Origin of the sequence: Pseudoflavonifractor sp. MCC625 (assembly GCF_018784545.1) — a bacterium.
Taxonomy (GTDB): Bacteria; Bacillota; Clostridia; order Oscillospirales; family Oscillospiraceae; genus Pseudoflavonifractor_A; species Pseudoflavonifractor_A gallinarum.
Window position 1 is genome coordinate 1 of the sequence record NZ_WQOJ01000034.1, and the last position, 15,966, is coordinate 15,966.

Consider the following 15,966-nt stretch of genomic DNA (forward strand, 5'->3'; position numbering starts at 1 on the left):
ATTCTTGTAGCCTGCCGCTGATACCGTCTGGATTGGTTTTTCCTTTCTTTTTGTTCCCTTTAATTAGCCATGAACTGCTTCATGCCCTGGCTCTTTGCGCCGGGGTTGTCGTTGCCGTAACCTTCCAGCAGGTTGATAACGCCCCAGATACCGAGACCGGCACCGAGCGCGATAACGAGGGTCTGAAGAACGGTGATTGCCTGTTCAAAAAATGCCATATAGTTTGTTAGCCGGAATCTGATTAAAAAATAGGTTTGTCATGTTTCATAGGCATACAAAAGCCGGAACAATCTGCCGCCCGGTTTCCGGGGGCATGATTCCGGCTGTCCTCCTTTTTCATTATTTTTCTTGCGATTGTCCGCTTTGTACGCCAATGGCCCATAGAGGGCAGGTGCGGCGAATAGATAAGATCACTCCCTTCTAAAGCGGAACGAAATTAAGCGCCCTTTGTGTCTACTTCATATACATCGCAGACCTCATTGAGCTTGAGTTTCAGCCTTGCAGACAAGAATGCTTCAATGTCAAAAGCGTTCTTATCATCCGCGTCGGCAGTGTACTTGAAATTGGGGTGCTTGGTGATGTCGTACTTATCCGAAAGGAAAGGACGCACACCGCGTAACTGCAAGATGCACTTGCCGCCATCCATAACTGCCAGCTCGTCCTGGCTCATCAGCTCTTTGCCACATTGTCAAGTGATGAATTCAAGAAAACGGCAGCCGCAAAGAAAAATCTTTGTGGCTGCCGTTCTAATTGGCGGCTTGAAGCAAAAAAATCCCCGGTTGTACCAGGGAAATAAAAACTTTAGTATAGCCTAAAAGAGAAAGCTAGCGCCTTGAGGCGCGGCCAAGTAGAGTGGGCTTAAAGCCTGCGTCCCGAGCCACCCGTTTTACGGGTGGCAGCGACTCCTTGTCTGTTTATCTTATACTTGTCAATTTATATTATCCAATAATGTGAATTATAATATGACAGTACGGATGCATATTATAGAAACATAACTTTGAAAGAATCAAGCATAACCTGTGGAGTGACTCTTCAACGGATAAACTATTTTCACTTCATACAGTTCCGACATATGGAATAAGGAACACCAATCGCCCTCAATACAACTTTCTTTCTATTAGTTAAAAATGCACATAATCAAAAAAGAAAATCGACTTATTTTAGACAAATTCATTGACAAGTTCTGCTTTAGGTGATAAAATAAAAGTGAAAAGTCGAAATTTATATTGTTGGGAGGTAAGACCGATGATTTGTTTTAAGGTTAAGTTGCCTAACTTAATAATGGAGCATTTTTACCGACGCTGCCAGCTTTGGAGGCTTAGAATTAAAATTGTTTCTATTTGCGCATAAGTTAGGCATGATTATTTGTCTACTTATGCGCTTTTTTATTTGAATTTTCAGTATTAGCAGAAAGGAAGTGTTATACATAGATAACATATGGCTTATCCTTTTGCTTCTATTAAGTTTTTTTATGATTTTTAAGCCGGAACTTTTATGGAAAATTGAACACTTCTTTTCTGTAAAAGGCGGTGAACCTACAGATTTATATCTTGGTTTGATGCGGGTTGCTGGAGTATTCTTTTTTATTGCATCCATCATTTGCATTATTGTTTTGGTTTTATAAGAGAAGGGGGGCTTTTAATGAAAAAGCTAACACGTAAGATTGTTGCACTTACTCTTTCCTTGGTTATGTGCATAAGTTTTTCTAACACTACTTTTGCTTATGCCGACAACGAGAATATCAGTTCTTCTGCTGAAGCAAGCAAAGTGAATTGGTGGAAGATTGGCTGGATTATCCTTTCAGATTATGTGGAAAAGCTTATCGATCTCGATGGACAGAGTGAAAAGGATAGTAGTTGGGCCTATCTTGTTTCACCTAGCATAGAATATAACACGGGTGATATGGGGCCTGAGGTTTATTTTCGTCCAGAAGTAGATAACAGCGTTGGTTCTATCCGTATGCATGGACATAGGATTATCTTTGTCGATATTTTTACACAGATTGCACTCATCTTGTCAGATGCCTCTGGTGATACGGTAAGTCAAGCAACTACTGGTACAAATCAGTATATGTTTTATACAAAGAAAGCAGGAGACAGTTCTGGTACATGGAAAGCACAGTTTGTTTCAACTGAGACATACAAATGGCAGTTGTATTATGCCCATTATTACAATGCCAATGCTCGTTCAAGTGTTCCTATGACGGAAGATGGATTTTACTTTGGGGATAATAACAGAGTTTATCAATTCTCTGTTGCAGAATCTTACAGACTTAATTCTCTTCCTCCAGAGGTTGTTGATATGACACAACTTAATGCTCAATTTATTAATCCTGCTGATGGAAAAACTGTAGATTATCTCAAAGACTTTAATGCTGGAGATCAAGTTCATTTCTCTGATATAATTATTGACATTAGTTATGATGCGACTGAGGATGCGACTACATTTTATTTTACCGAGGATACTTATGAGGAAAACATAGGATGGAAATTTGCAGGAAATCTTCTTGACCAATATTCCGCTGGTGATGTTCTGAATCTAACTTTTGATGTGTTGAATGTCGGAAACTATCAGGGCATTACTTTTGAAAGCCTCGACTACTTTGAAGCAGCTTACGCGCATAATAACGGTGCCGCTTATCCCAATATTCAAGATTACCAATAATTTGATTTTGACATAAGGACTTATAGAAGAGGGCGTGTTGCGGATAATTTTCTGCAACGCGCCCTTTTTAGTATGCTTTAGCAAAATAAAGTTATCCCTTTTACTCTGGCCAAAGGAATAACTTTATTGCCTGATAGCATTAAAAGAAAATTGTTGTATCACTTTTGATATAAATTAAAAGTATTTAGCGTCTAAATTCTACCTTGACATTTCCCCAACAAAATTGTAAATAATCTTAACCTCCTGTGTCCTCTGACCATCAATCTTCTTGATTTCTCCAATCAGAATCCGGCTAATGAGCCGGTTCAGCACCGCCTCGTCCAGTTCCTCGATGGCGGCATAGCGCCGGATTTCCTTGATAAAAGTGCGGACTTCGCTTTCTTGCGCATCGGCACGACCTTGCATCATTGCCAGGTCATGCAGGCGTTTCTGGTTGGATTCCTGCTCCTGTTCCAGCGCCGCCGTCAGCTTCACAAACCGCTGCTCGGTCAGGATGCCTTTGGCCTTATCGGTGTACAGGCTCAGGAACATCCCGTCAATTTCCTGATTTCGGGCTTCCAGCCGCAGGCGTTCCTTTTCTGTCTGGGAGGCGTCCACCAGATACCGGTGCTCCATCCGGCGGCTGAGCCGCTGGTAGAACGCATCGGCATCCTTCATAGCCTGCGCCGCCAGTTCCTGAATGTCTTTCAGCACCAGATTGTATAAATCCCTGGCCTCGATCTTGTGGCTGGAACAGACCTTGCAGCCCATGCGGTTGTAGGTCTGGCAGATATAGTACGCCTTGTCAATCGGCTCCCGCATTTCGCCGGTGAAGCGGTTCTTCCCGGTTCGGCCCACTTTCTCATACCGCACCTGCATGGACTTCCCGCAGGTGGCGCAGTAGACCAGACCGTGGAACAGATTATAAAAGGGGCAGGAATTCCCCTGAATGGTCGGCCTGCGGTCAATGAGTTCCTGCACCTGTTCCCATTCCTCCGGCGTCACAATGGCCTCATGGCAGCCCTCGATCACTTCCCACTGGTCACGGGGAATAATGTCATAGGTGTTGGAGCGGATGCCTTTCTGATGCGTCCGAAAGACCAAATGTGCGCCCTTATAGAATGGATTTCTCAGGATGTGACTGATTCTGGCTCCGCCCCAGAAATAATAGTTGGCGTCAAACTCCGTGTTGGCTTTGACATGGGTGATTGGGATTTTTTCTTCCATCAGACGTTTGGAAATCCTCATGCAGCCCAGCCCGTCAAGGGCATAGTCATAGATTTTGCGGATGATTGGCGCTGTCTCAGGGTCAATGATGAGATGCCCCTTGTCCTCCGGGTCACGCATCAGGCCGAAGGGCGGCGTCCCTCCGCAGAACTTCCCCTGCCGGGAGCGGGTGGTGATGCCTGCCAGCACCTTTTTAGAAATATCCCGGCTGTACATATCGTTCAGGATATTCTTAAAGGGCGTAATGTCCATCTCCTGACGGGTCAGGCTGTCCACGCCGTCCGTGATGGCGATATAGCGTACATTGTGTTTGGGGAAAAAGATTTCGATATAGCTGCCAGCTTCAATATAGTTCCTACCAAGCCTGGATAGGTCTTTGGTGATGACGCAGCCGATCTTCCCCGCCTCAATGTCAGCGATCATGCGCTGGAAGGCAGGGCGGTTGAAATTGCGGCCCGTATAGCCGTCATCCACATAATATTCATACTGGAACATTCCATGCTTTTCAGCAAAGTCCCGAAGCATGATTTTCTGGTTGCTGATGCTCATACTCTCGTTGTCGCCGCCGTCATCCAGAGAGATGCGGCAGTAGAGAGCGGTGATTTTCTCATAGACTTGTTTTTTCCTGCTCATAGCGTTCTCCTTCTATGAACAGGGACACGATACCATTATAGTACCATGTCCCTGCCCCTGAATCAACCGTTTTTACGCAGCGTTTTCGGCCATTTCCCGCTGCTGACGCCATTCCTCGAAGTGTTCGCAGGTCTGACGCTCAATCAGCTGCTCAAAGGCTTCCCGCATGGACTTCTCCCCGGAGAACTCCCGCACCACCACAAAACGGACTTTATTTTTCTGCTGTTTGCTTTTTTCCATAGGCTACCTCCATAGAGTAGCAGGCCAGACGGCAGCACTGGCAACGAAGTCCGGCAACGAACCTCTGAAAACCTGTAAACTACCGTCTGACCTGCAAATCTTACTTTATCAATTTTCTTGAAAAATCTCGTTGTTTTCGTTGCCGGAGATAGAGATAGATATTAGAAAATACCTTATTTACAGGCTTTTTCCGTATCCAGACCGGAGAATCCCCGGCAACAAACCCGGCAACCAAGTGGCAACCATCCCGGCAACAGACCGCTAATTTTATGCGATCCACTCCTTCGGCAGTTCCAGCTGGCAGCATTCTTCCTCGGTCAGCTCCACAAATCCATCTTCGTTGCCGGGCAGTTCGTTGCCGGAAACGTCCCGTTCCCAGCCCCTCTGCCTGCCATATCCGGTGAACATCCGGGGATTGGAGAATGGTTTCCAGCCCGTCACCACCGTGTTCATGATCTCGTTGATATTGTGCAGCTGCCACCGCTTCGGCTCATCGTAGGTGTGGCCCAGCGCCTCCTTGAACAGCTGTTTGGAGCAGACCATGCTGCCGGTGTAGTGTTCCAGAAAGCCCTGTATCTGTCCGGCCTCGGTGTCCTCCGGCATGAAATCCTTCTGCACCTCCACCAGCTGGCGCTGGATGGACTTGCTGAACTTCATAGAGTAGTGGCCGCTGCGGTAAATCGTCATGGCCTCCGCCCAGACCTGTAAAAGATAGGCTCTGGAGGCGTCCTCGTCCTCCAAAATGTGAACCTCTGCATTCTCCGGGTAAATCATGATCGGCAAAAAGCGCCGATTTCCGGCCCGGTCAAGGGGCAGGAAGTCCAGTGTGTTGGACGAACCGCCGAACACACACTGCCGCAGCCGGTCTTTGGGCTGGGCCTCGTAGGGCGTCCGGTAGGTTTCCTTCTGGCGGCTGATAAAGGAGCGGATTTCTTCAATGCTTTTGGCGCTGCTGGTAGCCAGCATCTCCGACATTTCGATAATCCAGTGTCCTTGCAGCTTCAGATACACCCTGTCATCGTCCAGTTTTTTCAGGTCGTCACTGAACCACTCGTCCCGGATCGCCAGCAAGCGGAAGAAGCTGGACTTGCCAGCCCCCTGACCGCCCACCAGACAGAGCATTTCCTCATATTTGGAGCCGGGGCGGAATACCCGCCGGATAGCCCCCAGCAAAAAGTGTTTCAGCATTTCCTCCACATAGTCGCTCTCGTCCGCACCTAAGAAATGATGGAGACAGGAGCGGATGCGGGGCGTCCCGTCCCAGACAAGGCCGTTTAGCACGTCCTGTATGGGATGGTAGCAGTTCTCATTCGCCACGATGGAGAGCGCCGCCGTCATCTTTTTCTCACTGGTCAGGCCATAGGTCTGCTCAAAATAGAGAAGCAGATATTTCACGTCCGTATCCGTCAGGGCACTGGTATTCCTGCGCCAGCCTAAATCCTGTACAATGTCCACCCGGTCAGTCAAAAGGTTCAGGCGGATCGCCCCACGCAGGAGAGGGTCATGGCAGAACACCGTCCGGCAGTTGCCGATGGTGTTGGCGGGCTGGCCCTTCTCGGTGACGGACAGGCTTTCCCGCACCTCATCAACGCTCCGCTCCGGCGCTAAGGCTTCGGCTGCGCTCATGGCGGCCTGCCGGGTGGCTAGCGGTAAACTCTGATATTCGCTGCTCAATCTTCCTCACCTCTTTTCCATACTCAGCGACCACGGAAGCACGTTCCTCCATGCTGCCGGACAAGAGAATATCCAGCAGATATTCCGTGTACGGTTTCTTTTGCAGGGCCTCCACGAACAGCGGATTCCACGCTTCATCCGGCGTCTGCGGGGCGTATTCCTTCTCCCAGCGTTCCAGCAGATGCAGGTAATTGCACAGCACCCGGAAACATTTCTGCTCCGCCTGCCGGTAACGCAGTTCCTCGCTGATTTTTCGCTTGACCGGCCTCCTGCGGGGCGGGTCATGGCCTTTGGCGTCATAGTGGACAGAGAAATCCTCCGCCAGCTTCAGCGCCGCCTCCTTACTGCTCAGACTAAACAGACGGGCGGTAAAATCAATCACATCCCCATCTGCCTGACAGCCAAAGCAGTGGAACCGATGGTCAATCTTCATACTGGGATGTTTGTCATCATGGAAGGGACAGCAGGCCATGCCATTCCTGCCAACCTGCACCCCGTAATATTCCGCAGCCTGCCTTGTGGTGACAGACTCCTTCACCGCTTCAAATATATTCGATTTTCTCACCTCCAGGCAGAGAAAAAAGCACCCGTTTCCGCAGAAAATCAGGTGCCTCATAACTCCATATCGTGTTTCTTTTTCGGAGCAATCCGCCCCTCACGTTCCCAGCGTTCCCGGTTATCTCGGTCAGCGTTCAGCCTGCCTTTCGCCAGCTTCTCCCGGATGGATTCTCTGGCCTTCTCCTTAATCTGCTCCTTACCGGCCTTCTTGACCTCCGGCTGCATGAGAGTTTTCTGGATTTTTGCCAGGGCGTTCTGCATGACCCGTTTGATTTTGGTAATCACTCCATCCAGACGGGCGGCAGCGTAGTCACGCTCCTTCTTCGGGGCCTTGCGCTCCGGCGAAAGCACCCATTTTTTCGATTCTTCCACCAGACGAATATCTTCCTTGTGTGTCTCCTGCCGGACGGTATCGGTCACCACCTCCACCGCCTTGTCATAGGCCGCATCGGAAACATCATCTAACAGCGTCTCCACGTCCTCGATTTTGAGCGTCAGTTCTTCCAGCTTCTGCTCCTGCGCCGCAAGCTGCTCCTTCTGCTTCATCAGGATATAATCCTGTTTTTCCAGATAGTCCCGCCCGCCGTAGGACGGCTCCTGATCCAGATGCAGCCCATGCCGTCTGGCGATGTCAAACAGGATCGTCCGGCAGACCGCATCAAAGGTCTGCTTGCGGTTGTTGTTCCGGCCTTTGGGCTTCTCCGGGTTGGGGAGAGGGATGCCAAGTTCTTCCAGCGCCTTTTCCTGCTGGGGGCACAGTTCCCCATAGCGGTTCTCACAGTCAAAGACGTGCCGCTCATGGATGTGGGGCGTCCCCTCGTCCAGATGGAGCGCCCAGTCCAGGATGTGGATATGGGAACCGAAGCGGCGCTCAAATTCCTGATAAAACTCATTGACGATGGAAAAGAGCGTATCCGGCGAGACGGATTCTCCCATCGTGCCGATCTGGTAGATACTTTCCTCCGGGCAGGTCTTGTTGTTTTTCAGCAAGTCCTCCACAGTGCGGTTGCGCTCGGTGTGCCGGGTTTTCTCATTCCGGGCGTTCTGAGCTTCCACATAGCCGCCGTAATGCTCGTAGTAATACATCCGCTCGATTTCCTCAAAGCTGAAATCCGGCTGCTCCGGGTTCTCCCGGAACTCATGGGTGGTAAAGCCCCGGTAGCAGTCCCAGTAGACATTTTGCCTTGCCCGTTCTGCGTCAATGTGTTCGCTGTTCTCCACATCGAACCGGCGGTCATTGTGGCGGGGATTATAGGTGCCATGCTTGCCGGAGCGTCCATTGTGTCGTGTCAGTTTCAAACAGATTTCCTCCTTCCTGCGAAGATGTTCTGGGGCCGGGGAAGGGGCGGCGAAGCCGCAAATCCTGCGAATTTTGCGTCAGGTAATACCCAATACAAGTTGACGCAGGCATCAACTTTCCCTGGGCAAGGCGTTTCACCCTTGACCCGATGGGGCGGCTGCCCTCAACCTGCCAAGGCACTTCGTCCTTGACCCGATAATGGCTGCCGCCCTTAACCTGCCAATGGGCGTTGCCCCTTGACCCCAGCAGTGCGCTGCCGCCCCTGCACCCCGCCACAAAGGGCTGGCCGCCCTCTGTACTTCCGCACCGGCGAAGCTGGCTTCCACCGCAGGAACGGTGTTTGCCAGTTTCACCGGCTCCGTATCCACACATTTGCGCCCATAGGCGGGGAGTGGATACGGAATACGCCTGCGGGGATTGCCGGTCAAAACATCGGGTGCAGACCCGTCATTTTTCCCGTAAACACCCCGATTTTAGGCGATTTTTTCTTCCGTTACCACCACCTGAAAGCCATGCTCCTTTGCGTACTCCCTTGCGGCGGCTTTCCGTTCTTCGCTGTACGGAGGCACCAGCCGGATCGACAGCCGGGACTTGTCCAGCACATAGGTCACGCTGCCCTCCGGCGTGCTGCGCTCCAACCGGCACAACAGTGGGTACTTCCGGCTGAAATCAGCCAGCCTGCGCTTCAAGCTGGCGTTGAAGGTGTAGACGCTGGCAAGGTTCTCCGCCTCGTTCCAGTTGATGATGGTTTCTTTCTCATACTTAGACAGCTTCTTCATACAGATCCTCCTCATAATCGGTGTAAGATTTCAGCACACGCAGGTTGCGCTTGAGACGGCGGTACTCGTCCATCTCCATGCGCAGATGGTGATAAAAATCCTCGTACCAGCTTTCGTTCATCTCCGTCTCCACCTTCCGGGCCAGCCCCAGCATCCGGCGTTTGGCCTCCGGGTCAACCGTCAGAGCCGTCAGCCATTTCAGCCGTGTCACCGTATTGTGGTGGCTGAGACAGCCGTAAGCGTAGAGAATCTTCTTTTCTTTCATACTCAGTGTCATAATGATTTCCTCCATTTCTTTGCTGCGGAGCCATGCGCCCCGCATGATAAACTTGTTTCCTGTCCGCCGGTCTGCCTGCAAGCCGCTCCTGCCCGGAATTTCTCCCGGCGTATCGGCCTCTTTGGTGTGCTCGATTTCTGTCCTGGCGTCACTTCCCCGGAGGCCATACCCCTTGCAGCCGGTCATTCGATTTTCAAGGTTCTGTGCCTGTCTGCAAGAACCAGTTTACCGAAAAAAGAGGCCCTTTCCCGTATATCCAAAACGTCGGAAAAACGCTCGAAATCCGCATATTTCCACGCTTATGGAATCGTGCTATAATGGGTGTAATCACTGAAAAAGATAACGAGAGAGGGGGCTTTGGATGTACGCAAAGCTGACAATCCCGGAGCGGCTCAAAGACCTGCGGGTGGTGGACAAGCACCTGACGCTGGAACAACTGGCGGAGCAGACCGGCCTGTCTAAATCCGCGCTGGGAAAATACGAAACCGATGACTACAAGGACATCAGCCCGTTTGCGATTGCAACGCTGGCGGACTTTTACGGCGTGTCCACCGACTATCTGATGGGGCTGACGGAAAATAAAAATCACCCAAACACAGAACTTCAATCTCTGCATCTGAGTGATGATATGGTGGAACTTTTGAGCAGCGGCAAAATCAACAACCGGCTTCTCTGCGAACTGGCTGCCCACCCGAATTTCCGGCGGCTGATGATAGATATGGAAATCTGCATCGACCAGATCGCCAATATGCGGGTGGAGCAGATGAATCTGGTGTTGGAGGCCACCCGGCAGACCGTCATGAGCAAGTATGCGCCCGGAGAAGATGACCTCTATATGCGGACGCTGGAACTGGGGCAGGTGCAGGAAAGCGATTTTTACAGCCATGTCATGCACGATGATCTGGACAGCATCGTCCGGGACATCCGGGAAGCACACCGCAAGGACAAGACCACCGCCGACCCGCAGCCCACGCTGGATGACGTCAAGGAAAAGTTTGAACAGGCGCTCGAACAGGGCAGCCAAGAGGAAGTGGTAATCCACGAATTTTGCGACAGAATGCAGATACCCTTCGAGAAGATTTCCTCAGAGGACTTCTCTGCATTTTTGCGGATACTGAGCCTGTCCAAAATGCTCAAAAATCCCAACAACATGAGAGGAAAGGCCAAGCCGCAGCCGTACTATGCGCCCAAGCGGAAGAAACGCAGATAACAGGAAAGCCGCCCAATCTGTACCGTTGGACGGCTTTCGACCCGTTTGTGGGCGGAATAAAATATGTGGTTATACATCCGTTAGCTGACCGTTTTCATCAGCTTTTTCATAAACTTCCAGAGACGGATGCCATCTTTGAGGCCCAGCCGGTAAAAGAAGCACTCGCTTTCTGCACCAGAATCGAAAATAGAATCACAGTAGTGTCTTACAGCGTCCTTCTGTTCCTCAGACAATGCGCTGATTGCTTTTTCATACTCGTTTTCCAAGCGAAGGCAGTCCTCTTTTTTCTCCGTGCCGGTTTCTGCCTCCCGCCACTTAGCAAACTGGCTCTGCATCCGCTCCTGAATCATCAAATCAACCAATTTTTCTATATCTGTACCCATAAGCGCCCCTCCTTATGCTGGGCGGATATAATTCCGGTATGTTTCCAGGACGGAATCTGACACACCGCTTTTATATACTTTGCGGATGTCGGAGATTTCCTCTTGCTTCAGCAGTTTCAGCCATTTCAGCAGCTCAGCCCTGCCGTTGGCAAAGTTACAATAACGCCCATCGGCGTATTCGATACGGTATCTCATAGACAGGCACCTCCTTAAACAAAAATCATCTCAGAGAGGATGATTTCCTCTGCTCGGCTGCGAATGCTGTTCATGCCCCCGACCCACGCAAGCTGGTCACGGGCTTTCAGTTCCTCGGTGACACCCTCCGCCTCCTGCATCTGCGAGACGATACACGCCAGCCGGTCAGCGGCCTGTTCGTTCAGGTCAGCAAGATATGTCCAGAGTTTTCCCGACAGAAGCAGGGCATTGTACTGGCCGGGCCGGTGTTCTTGCAGAAACGCTTTGTGCATCCGGCCCCACCGCCCAATGGGGCGGCTTTCCTCCGGTAGCTCCAGATCGGGGATGTAGTAGTCTCCCACCAGCGTGTAGCTGATTCCGTTTTGATGGATTTTCTTTGGTAAATGCTCCATGTTCGACCTCCTGTATTCAGTTATTTCAGAATCCAGTTGATCGTGTCCCTGTTCATGATAAATTCAAGGCAACTGAACTCTTCACGAACAAGTATGGCATATCTTTTCCCAATTTCTGATAGTTGAGCGAGTGGGAGGTCTCCCGTCCCCGGCTCTCTCCGGTGTTGTAAGTGTCTATGGTCTCCTTTCCCAGAACAGCCGCCAGCTCTTTCAGCGTTGTTGGCTCTTTGCCCCCCAGGAAGATGGAAGTATCCATATTGCCGATGATGGTATCGGCATTATCTTTGTAAATTGCCTTGAGCTGGCTCTGTGCCTGCAACACCAGACAGGCAGAGATTTCACGGCTTCGGATGGTGGCCACCAGCTTTTCCAGCTTCGGAATCTGCCCGATGTTAGCACACTCATCAATCAAACAGCGCACATGAACCGGAAGCCTGCCGCCATACACATCGTCCGCTTTTTCGCAGAGTAGATTGAAAAGCTGGGTATAACACATGGAGATCAGGAAGTTAAAGCTATCGTCCGTATCACTCATGATGAGGAACAGGGCAGTTTTCCTGTCTCCCAGAGTGTCCAGCTCCAGCTCATCATAAGCCGTGACCTCACGCAACTCTGCAATGTCGAACACGGCAAGGCGAGCGCCGCAGGAAATCAAAATCGATTTGGCTGTTTTTCCGGCGGCCAGCTTATATTTCTTATACTGGCGCACCGCAAAGTGATTTGGCTTCTCGGCTTCCAGTGCATCAAACATCAGGTCCACGGGGTTTTTGAACTCCTCGTCATCCTCCCGGACCTCCATGGCGTTGATGAACTCAATGAGGGTGGAGAAGTTTTGTTCCTCCACCGGAGCCTCATAATGGATATAGCCAATAAGCGCGCAGTACAACAAGGTTTCTGCTTTTACCCAGAAATCGTCTCCGGCCTTGCCTTCGCCTTTGGTATTAGCGATCAGCGTTGTTACCAGCTTCAAGATGTCCTTTTCGCTATGGATATAGGCGAAAGGGTTATAGTGCATGGACTTCTTGAAGTTGATGGTATTTAGGACCTTGATTCGGTACGGCTCATTAATGACCTTGCCGTGCTTATCCTTCATAGGCTTTCCGTCTTTCCCCAGCTTGGGTGCGCCCCGCTGGAGCATTTTTCCGCACTCCACAAGAATTGTTCCTTTCGGGTCCGTCACAACATAGGAACTGTGCATCTGCATCAGGTTGGGTTTCAGCCAGAATCGGGTCTTACCGGAACCGGAGCCGCCGATGACCAGCACATTTTTGTTTCTGGCAGTCTTGGGGTCTTTCGGGCGGCTGTTCATGGTCAGGCTCTCGGTTTTCGTCAGAATCACATTGTTCTGGAATACCGGGTCCACATAAGGGGCAATGTCCTCGTGGGTTCCCCATCGGGCAGAACCATACTCCATGCCGTGGCGGTATTTCTTTGCATTTTTGCTTTTCAGATACACCGCCAGCCGCAGACCAGCGCCACAGCACAGGCCCACCAGTAAATCCAGCGGGTGCAGGCTGGGCCACCAGCTTGCCAGCGCCACCGGCAAGACAGAAATCAGGGAGAGCGCCTTTTGGGAAGCGTCCGCGCCCTGCACCATGCGCCATGCCTCCCCGAAGTTGGTGGCAAACAAGCCCATCAGGAGATACGGCAGGTTCAAAATCAGGAGCTTTTTGATGTCAAGCTGCTTTTTCATCGTTCCAGCTCCTTTCGCTTGGTGCGGTCCACCACGGCATTTTTGACCAGCTCTTTGAACTGGTTCAGCTTTGCCAGCACAGACGGACGCTCTGTTTTCTCTGCTTTTTTGACCTTTTTGCCGGTGTACTCGGTAAAGGCTGCTGTCAGCGCATCCGCATCACGACCTTTGAAAAAGATCAGGTACTTGGGTGGGGAGCTGCTGCGGTCCTTCTTCACCGCATAGTCCACGCCGTATTTCCGGGCGATCTTCTCAAACTCCTTGATGGAGGGGTCGGTGATCTCGATGTTGGAAACGCCCTGATTCTGGCCGATCAGCTGCTTCACCGTCTGCTTGCCGTGGGGAATCACGGGGGTATCCCGGCTTTTCTGCTTTTGCAGCTTCTTTTCCTTGCGGTGGGCAAGGTACTTGGTGATGGCGGCTTTCATCAACCGCCCGGTAAACTTTGTTCCGCTGACTACCAGCGTCAAAGTCCTGTTTTCCACTTCCTCCTGCATAGGTCATCGCCTCCTTTCCACGGATTTTGCAGGGGTGGCACTTGATACTAAGGCGGGACCACCAACCGCCGCAGCAGGTATTTCAGCATGGCAGGCTCCTTTCAGCGCAGCTGGTCGGAGCGGTCATAGTACAGATGGCCCTGGCGCACTTTGGCATGGCTGAGAATCTTGATGTGGCCCTTTTCCTGGTTCTCCAGGCTTTTCTGGTATCCGGCCTCCGTCAGAAATAGGCGGGTCCGTTCACCTTTCCAGCCCACCGGGGAATCGTCGGTCAGCACATCGAAGATAATCATGTGCCGGGTGTCATCGGCAAACCGCTCCAAATCCATGTACTCATGGCCGTGGTAGTTCTGCGCCCCGGCTTTGAGGCGCATTTCCTCCATCAGCTGGCCCACGGTCTTACGCTCAGGCATGGCGTGCGCCTCCTTTCCCGCGTCCCTGGCCCTTCACGGTCAGGATACCGTCCAGGGTGGTGGCGGTGATCCGCAGGCGCTCGGCGGTGGCAATGTCATTCTTCACGGTCTCGTCGATGCCGTGGCCGCAGACCACCAGCACATGGGACCGGCGCAGGTAGTCCCGCGCCATATCCAGCCCGTCCTTGTGTTCCTGGGGAATCTCGTCCTTGAGGAAGGTAGGCAGGAACAGCACCGGGCAGATGGGCGAATACCCGGCGTCGTACACCTGACGACAGTAGGCCGCAGCGCTCTCGGCGTTCTCATACTGGCTGTTGCTCCAGGGAGCCGTAATGTAGGCAAGAGGTCGTTTCATGGCAAAATCCTTTCTCCCGGTGTTTTCGGGTAGCAGAAAAGCGGCTGTTTACCAGCCGCCTGCGTACATATCGTGGTTGACTTGTGCGGTGTAGTGGTTGCTGATCGTGGTCGGCGCATTAAACAGCACCGCAAGCAGATACTGCTTCATGTTGCGGATTTCGGTGGTATTGTTCCGCAGGCATTCCATGACAAACTCGATGTGGGAGCAATCCAGCTTCAAAAAACGGGAGCGGACCACCTCATGGGGGAAGTCGCTGCCAGCGATCCGGGTGGTTTTCCGCTTGGCGCAGACGGTCTCCACCATCAGCTCCACAATCTCGTCCAGGTCCTCCCGGTAGGTGGTAAACTCCCGGCACAGGTGGTCATACTCGATGTTCTCCAGAATCAAATCCCGATAACTTTCCATCTCTGAGACAGACATCGCATCCCTTCCTTTCCGTTCCGGCAGCTGTGCTGCCGCTGGCTCCCGGAAGGGAATAGAATCGGTACTTGATCCATAAGTAATTGTTTTTTCTGTATTTGATTTCTCTATATTTAATTCTGTGGGCTTTTCCGTATCCGGTTTTACCATATCCGGGTTTTCCGTATCTGGTGAAGCCGTATCCGGCTGGGGCGTATCCGGGTTCTTCGGCTGTGGTTGCTCGTAGATAACATACTCGGTATCGCTGATCCGACCCTGCCGGTCTCGCAGCTGATGGCGGACAATGTACCCGGCAGTTTCCAGCTCCCGCAGCGCGCCGCCGATAGCGTCCACGCCCTCTTTGCAGATGGCGGCAAGCCCTCTGGTGGTATAGTTCCAGTCCTCCGGTAAGGACAGCATCATGGAAAGCAGCCCCTTGGCTTTCAGGGACAGTTTCCCGTTGCGTAAATGGTGATTGCTCATCACGGTATAATCTCTGGTTCGTTCAATGCGAAATACGGCCATTGACCTCACTCCTTCCAAATTTCTCAGGGTATGAAAAAAGCCACAATCCTGTAAAAAGAATTGTGGCAGTTAGCTGTTTTGTTCACTTTTTCTGCGCCGGTAGGGGCGCTTGGGAATGGGCGGTCTGTCCAACAGGTCATTTCCCTGAGAGAATGGCAGAGTTTGCAGAACACGGTCAATCTCTATAAATTCCATACCATGCTGGGAATGGCAATCCTCCCGGATTGCTTCCCGGATTTCCTTTACAGTACACATTTCAATCCTTTCCTTTCGCAGTAATGATTTGTTTATGAGTGGCGGCGGTGTTTTCCCGGTTTGAAATCGAGGATATGTCCCTCAATCACACGAGCGTAACGCTTGATCTTGATCTCCCGACGCTGCTGGCTTTGCAGGGCGGCCTGATACCCGTCCTCAGTCAAAAACAGTCGTATTTCCTCTCCGGGGCTACCGTAAGCTGTGCTGGGACGCAGGACGGAAAACTCAATCATCCAGCGGGTGTTATCCTGAAAACGCTCCACGGCAAGAATCTTGTGTCCTTTCAGCTCGCGGGCTGAAATATCCCTCATAGGC

18 protein-coding genes and 3 pseudogenes are annotated in these 15,966 nt (G+C 51.4%); 2 read left to right on the plus strand and 19 right to left on the minus strand.

Annotated features, from left to right (window positions below; genetic code table 11):
• Positions 1-65: 65 nt before the first annotated feature.
• Together GPK94_RS11975 and GPK94_RS11980 are read right to left on the minus strand one after the other, a co-directional pair.
• Positions 66-218 (minus strand): annotated as a pseudogene (locus GPK94_RS11975) (Maff2 family protein); the annotation flags it as partial.
• Between the two features lie 218 nt (positions 219-436).
• Positions 437-682: pseudogene (locus GPK94_RS11980) on the minus strand (hypothetical protein); the annotation flags it as partial.
• Positions 683-1,641: 959 nt separating this feature from the next.
• Here GPK94_RS11980 and GPK94_RS11985 point away from each other — a divergent pair.
• The gene (locus tag GPK94_RS11985) at positions 1,642-2,664 is read left to right on the plus strand and encodes a hypothetical protein (protein ID WP_055221986.1); all 1,023 of its coding nucleotides are present in this window, start codon (positions 1,642-1,644) and stop codon (positions 2,662-2,664) included.
• A gap of 198 nt (positions 2,665-2,862) precedes the next feature.
• On the opposite strand, the gene GPK94_RS11990 is transcribed toward GPK94_RS11985, so the two are convergent.
• From GPK94_RS11990 to GPK94_RS12020, 7 genes are all read right to left on the minus strand, one after another.
• Positions 2,863-4,503, minus strand: a complete 1,641-nt coding sequence (locus GPK94_RS11990; protein ID WP_055221983.1) for a recombinase family protein — start codon at positions 4,501-4,503, stop codon at positions 2,863-2,865.
• A gap of 72 nt (positions 4,504-4,575) precedes the next feature.
• On the minus strand, positions 4,576-4,743 hold the full coding sequence (locus tag GPK94_RS11995) for a hypothetical protein (RefSeq protein ID WP_171027916.1): 168 nt from the start codon (positions 4,741-4,743) through the stop codon (positions 4,576-4,578).
• 267 nt (positions 4,744-5,010) lie between these two features.
• The gene (locus tag GPK94_RS12000) at positions 5,011-6,369 is read right to left on the minus strand and encodes a virulence-associated E family protein (RefSeq protein WP_055221981.1); all 1,359 of its coding nucleotides are present in this window, start codon (positions 6,367-6,369) and stop codon (positions 5,011-5,013) included.
• Positions 6,329-7,033, minus strand: a complete 705-nt coding sequence (locus tag GPK94_RS12005) for a CHC2 zinc finger domain-containing protein (RefSeq protein ID WP_055266766.1) — start codon at positions 7,031-7,033, stop codon at positions 6,329-6,331. Before GPK94_RS12005 ends, GPK94_RS12000 begins: the two co-directional genes overlap by 41 nt.
• Positions 7,030-8,274, minus strand: coding sequence for a serine/arginine repetitive matrix protein 2 (locus tag GPK94_RS12010; RefSeq protein WP_117760454.1), 1,245 nt, complete (start codon positions 8,272-8,274; stop codon positions 7,030-7,032). The genes GPK94_RS12005 and GPK94_RS12010 overlap by 4 nt, the downstream gene beginning before the upstream one ends.
• A gap of 474 nt (positions 8,275-8,748) precedes the next feature.
• A complete protein-coding gene (locus tag GPK94_RS12015; protein WP_055222220.1) occupies positions 8,749-9,054 on the minus strand; it encodes a hypothetical protein in 306 nt (101 codons plus the stop codon).
• Entirely contained in the window at positions 9,038-9,331 is a 294-nt protein-coding gene (locus GPK94_RS12020; RefSeq protein ID WP_055222221.1) for a hypothetical protein, read from the minus strand. The genes GPK94_RS12015 and GPK94_RS12020 overlap by 17 nt, the downstream gene beginning before the upstream one ends.
• 361 nt (positions 9,332-9,692) lie before the next feature.
• Here GPK94_RS12020 and GPK94_RS12025 point away from each other — a divergent pair, with 361 nt between their 5' ends.
• On the plus strand, positions 9,693-10,541 hold the full coding sequence (locus tag GPK94_RS12025; RefSeq protein ID WP_055266762.1) for a helix-turn-helix transcriptional regulator: 849 nt from the start codon (positions 9,693-9,695) through the stop codon (positions 10,539-10,541).
• Between the two features lie 80 nt (positions 10,542-10,621).
• Here GPK94_RS12025 and GPK94_RS16135 read toward each other — a convergent pair whose 3' ends face one another.
• The 10 genes and pseudogenes from GPK94_RS16135 to GPK94_RS12070 form a co-directional block, all read right to left on the minus strand.
• Positions 10,622-10,924 carry a hypothetical protein gene (locus GPK94_RS16135; protein ID WP_055219875.1) on the minus strand — a complete coding sequence of 101 codons (303 nt, stop codon included), beginning with the start codon at positions 10,922-10,924 and terminating at the stop codon, positions 10,622-10,624.
• Between the two features lie 12 nt (positions 10,925-10,936).
• A complete protein-coding gene (locus GPK94_RS12035; protein WP_055219873.1) occupies positions 10,937-11,119 on the minus strand; it encodes a hypothetical protein in 183 nt (60 codons plus the stop codon).
• A 14-nt stretch (positions 11,120-11,133) separates the two neighbouring features.
• The gene (locus tag GPK94_RS12040) at positions 11,134-11,511 is read right to left on the minus strand and encodes a TnpV protein (RefSeq protein WP_055219871.1); all 378 of its coding nucleotides are present in this window, start codon (positions 11,509-11,511) and stop codon (positions 11,134-11,136) included.
• 97 nt (positions 11,512-11,608) lie between these two features.
• Positions 11,609-13,204 (minus strand): annotated as a pseudogene (locus tag GPK94_RS12045) (type IV secretory system conjugative DNA transfer family protein); the annotation flags it as partial.
• Positions 13,201-13,701 carry a PcfB family protein gene (locus tag GPK94_RS12050; RefSeq protein ID WP_015527910.1) on the minus strand — a complete coding sequence of 167 codons (501 nt, stop codon included), beginning with the start codon at positions 13,699-13,701 and terminating at the stop codon, positions 13,201-13,203. The pseudogene GPK94_RS12045 and the gene GPK94_RS12050, both read right to left, overlap by 4 nt.
• Positions 13,702-13,802: 101 nt before the next feature.
• Positions 13,803-14,114, minus strand: coding sequence for a DUF5720 family protein (locus GPK94_RS12055; protein ID WP_015527911.1), 312 nt, complete (start codon positions 14,112-14,114; stop codon positions 13,803-13,805).
• Positions 14,107-14,469, minus strand: coding sequence for a hypothetical protein (locus tag GPK94_RS12060; RefSeq protein WP_015527912.1), 363 nt, complete (start codon positions 14,467-14,469; stop codon positions 14,107-14,109). The genes GPK94_RS12055 and GPK94_RS12060 overlap by 8 nt, the downstream gene beginning before the upstream one ends.
• Before the next feature lie 48 nt (positions 14,470-14,517).
• On the minus strand, positions 14,518-15,396 hold the full coding sequence (locus GPK94_RS12065; RefSeq protein WP_064786260.1) for a DUF6017 domain-containing protein: 879 nt from the start codon (positions 15,394-15,396) through the stop codon (positions 14,518-14,520).
• Positions 15,397-15,465: 69 nt separating this feature from the next.
• On the minus strand, positions 15,466-15,651 hold the full coding sequence (locus GPK94_RS16140) for a hypothetical protein (protein WP_055224629.1): 186 nt from the start codon (positions 15,649-15,651) through the stop codon (positions 15,466-15,468).
• A 32-nt stretch (positions 15,652-15,683) separates the two neighbouring features.
• A complete protein-coding gene (locus GPK94_RS12070; protein WP_215655928.1) occupies positions 15,684-15,962 on the minus strand; it encodes a DUF5720 family protein in 279 nt (92 codons plus the stop codon).
• Positions 15,963-15,966 lie beyond the last annotated feature (4 nt).